The organism is Rudaea sp., from assembly GCF_036560865.1.
In the GTDB taxonomy this organism is placed as follows: Bacteria; Pseudomonadota; Gammaproteobacteria; order Xanthomonadales; family Rhodanobacteraceae; genus Rudaea.
In genome coordinates this window covers 1-3,345 of sequence record NZ_DATBQK010000058.1, presented here as the reverse complement: position 1 = coordinate 3,345, position 3,345 = coordinate 1, and the positions used below count along the sequence as shown (strand labels likewise).

4 protein-coding genes are annotated in these 3,345 nt (G+C 65.1%); 3 read left to right on the top strand and 1 reads right to left on the bottom strand.

Annotation, left to right across the window (positions count from 1 at the left end):
- A partial coding sequence (locus VIE67_RS06600) for an ABC transporter transmembrane domain-containing protein (RefSeq protein ID WP_332024497.1) occupies nucleotides 1-1,351 on the bottom strand: 1,351 nt, incomplete at its 3' end.
- A 139-nt stretch (nucleotides 1,352-1,490) separates the two neighbouring features.
- On the opposite strand from VIE67_RS06600, the gene VIE67_RS06595 reads away from it, so the two are divergent.
- The 3 genes from VIE67_RS06595 to VIE67_RS06585 form a co-directional block, all read left to right on the top strand.
- Entirely contained in the window at nucleotides 1,491-2,300 is an 810-nt protein-coding gene (locus VIE67_RS06595; protein ID WP_332024495.1) for an enoyl-CoA hydratase-related protein, read from the top strand.
- 3 nt (nucleotides 2,301-2,303) lie between these two features.
- Complete coding sequence (locus VIE67_RS06590) at nucleotides 2,304-2,711, top strand: VOC family protein (protein ID WP_332024493.1); 408 nt, start codon at nucleotides 2,304-2,306, stop codon at nucleotides 2,709-2,711.
- A 29-nt stretch (nucleotides 2,712-2,740) separates the two neighbouring features.
- Nucleotides 2,741-3,345 (top strand): biotin carboxylase N-terminal domain-containing protein (locus tag VIE67_RS06585; protein ID WP_332024491.1); only part of this gene is annotated, 605 nt, incomplete at its 3' end.

Here is a 3,345-nt window from a genome sequence, read left to right as displayed (position 1 = left end):
CGGCCTGCGCGGCCGCCTCGAGTTCGGCGTCGCTCGCTTCGGGGTTGCCGATGCGCAGGTTGTCGGCGATCGAACGGTAGAACAGGCCGGGATCCTGGAACACCACGGCGATATGTTCGCGCAGTGAATTCAGGCCCACTTCGCGAATATCGATGCCGTCGATCGTGATGCGCCCTGCGCTCGGATCGTAGGCGCGATAGAGCAGGCTCAGCGCCGTGGTCTTGCCGGCGCCGGTCGGACCCACGATCGCCGCCGTGCCGCCGGCCGGGATGCGGAAACTCAGGTTTCTCAGCGCCGGATGCGAGGCGTCGTAGCCGAACGAGACGTTGTCGAACTGCACCTCGCCGCGCACATTGGCCGGTAGCGGCGGCGCACCCGGTTTTTCCTGCAGCACTGCCTTGGCGTCGAGCACGGCGAAGAAGTCGGACAACGAGGGGGTCTGGAAAAACAGGCCGGAAATGAAACCCGCGAATTGTTCGAGCTTGCCGATCTGCATCAAGGCGAAGTTGACGAAGGTGACGATGCCGCCGACGGTCACTTCGCCCTTCGCGTTGAGTTCCGCGCCGAGGGTAAAAATCGCCACGATGGTGAGCGTCGACGCCGCCCGGTTGGCAACCGCCAGCCATGCCCAGCCGCGCAGCACCGGATACTGTGCCGCAAGCACGCGCTTCATCATGTCGCGGATCGCCTTCACCTCGGTCGACAGCCGGTTGTAGCTCTGCACCACGAGCACGTTGCCGAACACGTCGCCGGCACGCTCGGATATCTCGTGGTGCAGTTCCTCGACCTCGCCCTGCGCCTTGTGCGTGCGTTGCATGGCAATCGTGTTGAAGATCGCGAAGCTGGTCATCAGGCCGATCATCAGCAGACCGAGCTTCCAGTTCGTGCGCAGCGTCCACGGCACCATGATGATGATCGACAGCAGCGTCGCCAGGTGTTCGCGGAAAAAACCCAGCCACAGATTGAACAGGTTGCTGCTGCCGTTGTGCATGATGCGCAGCAGGCGGCCGGTATGGTGTTGGCCGTGAAAAGCCAGCGGCAAGGCGACAGAGTGCTCGAAGAATTGCGCGATTACCGCGAGCCGGCGCCGGTGCGCGAGGCGGTCCGCGAACAGCGACACCCAGACGCTGGCGACCACCCCGCCGAGGCCGACACAGGCCCAGAGCATGATGTAGTGCCAGGCCTCTTTGTGGCCGTTCGCGGCAAGTGCGTCGACCACCTTGCCGAACAGCACCGGTTCAAGGAAAAACACGCCGGACAGGGCAAGATTGGCCAACGCGAGCGTGATCGCCAGCCATTTTTCGGGCGCAAGCAAGGCGAGCACGCGCAGGTAGACTTGCAAGATGGACATCGTGTCTCTCGGAACCGGACTTGCGCCAATTCTAGCAAGCCGCGTGCGGGCGACGCGCCAAGGCGAAAGCGACGTATTCGTTGCACAGCGTACCCGCTATCATTGCAGCCTGCCGTCGCGGGAGTCTCGGGAAGGGAGCATGCCGAAGTCGTTGCTAATCGATCGCAGCGGATCCATCGCGCGCATCACGCTGAATCGTCCCAAGGTGCACAACGCCTTCGACGAAGCGCTGATCGCAGATCTGACTGCCGCCCTGCTCGACGCCGAACGCGACCCGCAGGTGCGCGTTGTTGTGCTCAGCGGCACCGGCACGTCGTTCTCGGCTGGCGCGGATCTCAACTGGATGAGCAGCATGGCGCAGGCCTCCGAAGAGGAGAACCGCCGCGACTCGGAGCGCCTGGCGCTGCTGATGCGCACGCTGAATTTTCTCGCCAAGCCGACTGTCGCGCGCGTCAATGGCCCGGCCTATGGCGGCGGCGTCGGATTGATTGCCTGCTGCGACATCGCCATCGCTGCGGACAGCGCCAAGTTCGGCCTGACCGAAGTCAAGCTCGGCCTCGTCCCGGCGGTGATCTCGCCCTACGTCATCGCCGCGATCGGCGCGCGCGCCGCGCGGCGGCTGTTCGTCACCGGCGAGATTTTCGATGCACCCGAGGCCGCCTGGCTCAACCTCGTGCATGAAGTCGTCGCCGCGGATCAGCTGGACACGGCCGTGGATCGCGTGCTCGACTGGCTGGCAAGGGGCGGTCCGCAGGCGCAGATTGAAGCCAAGCAACTGGCCCTGCGCATGAGTGGCGCCTCGCGCCAGCACGCCAAGAGCATCGATATGGATAACGCCGCCCTGATCGCGCGTCTGCGCGTTGCGGCGGAAGGCCAGGAGGGATTGAATGCGTTTCTCAACAAACGCGCGCCGCAGTGGCTCGCTGCGGCGCCGATCGCAAAGGAGTAGACCATGTCCAATCCAATGAAAATCGACCATATCGGCTTTACCGTGTCCGACATCGAGCGCAGCAAGGCGTTCTACCGCCGCGCGCTGGCGCCGCTCGACATCGGCCTGGTCATGGAAGTGACCGAGGAAATGACCGGCAGTCACGCGCATGCGGGTTTCGGCAGCGAGGGCAGGCCCTATTTCTGGCTCGGCAACGGAGCCGGCGTGTTGCGCGGCAAGCTGCACGTCGCGTTCAATGCGCCGAACCGCGCCGCCGTCGATGCGTTTTACCGGGCCGCACTCGCCGCGGGCGGCGTCGACAACGGCGCGCCGGGCCTGCGCCCGCACTATCACGCGAACTACTACGGCGCCTTCGTGCTCGACCCCGATGGCCACAACATCGAAGCGGTTTGCCAGTTGCCGGAAAATTGATCGCCCTGAAGCCCCGGGAGGGCTAGAGCATGTTCACGCGTATCCTGGTCGCCAATCGCGGCGAGATCGCCTGCCGCGTCATGCGCACGTGCCGACGTCTGGGCATCCAGACGGTTGCCGTGTATTCGCAGGCCGACGCCGCGGCCCAGCATGTGCGCATGGCGGATTTCGCCTATCCGATCGGCGGCCCGCGACCGGCGGATTCGTACCTGCGCGGCGAGGCGATCATCGAGGTCGCCCGACAGAGCGGTGCGCAGGCGATTCATCCCGGTTACGGATTCCTGTCTGAAAACGCCGACTTCGCCGAAGCGGCGGAACGTGCGGGCATCGTGTTCATCGGCCCGTCCGCGGCGTCGATGCGCAAGATGGGTTCCAAGGCCGGCGCCAAGGACCTGATGGCCAGCCACGGCGTGCCCGTGGTTCCCGGCTATACCGGCGAGGATCAGGACCCTGCCCTGCTCGCACGCGAGGCGGCGCGCGTCGGTTTTCCGCTGATGATCAAGGCCGCGTATGGCGGCGGCGGCAAGGGCATGCGCATCGTGCGCAAGGCGGAGGAATTTTCCGCCGCGCTCGAATCCTGCCAGCGCGAAGCGAAGAATGCGTTCGGCCGCGACCGCGTACTGCTCGAACGCTA

Coding starts and splice junctions, on each gene's coding strand:
- VIE67_RS06595 (WP_332024495.1), top strand. CDS start 1,491: ATGCCGAAGTCGTTGCTAATCGATCGCAGCGGATCCATCGCGCGCATC.
- VIE67_RS06590 (WP_332024493.1), top strand. CDS start 2,304: ATGTCCAATCCAATGAAAATCGACCATATCGGCTTTACCGTGTCCGAC.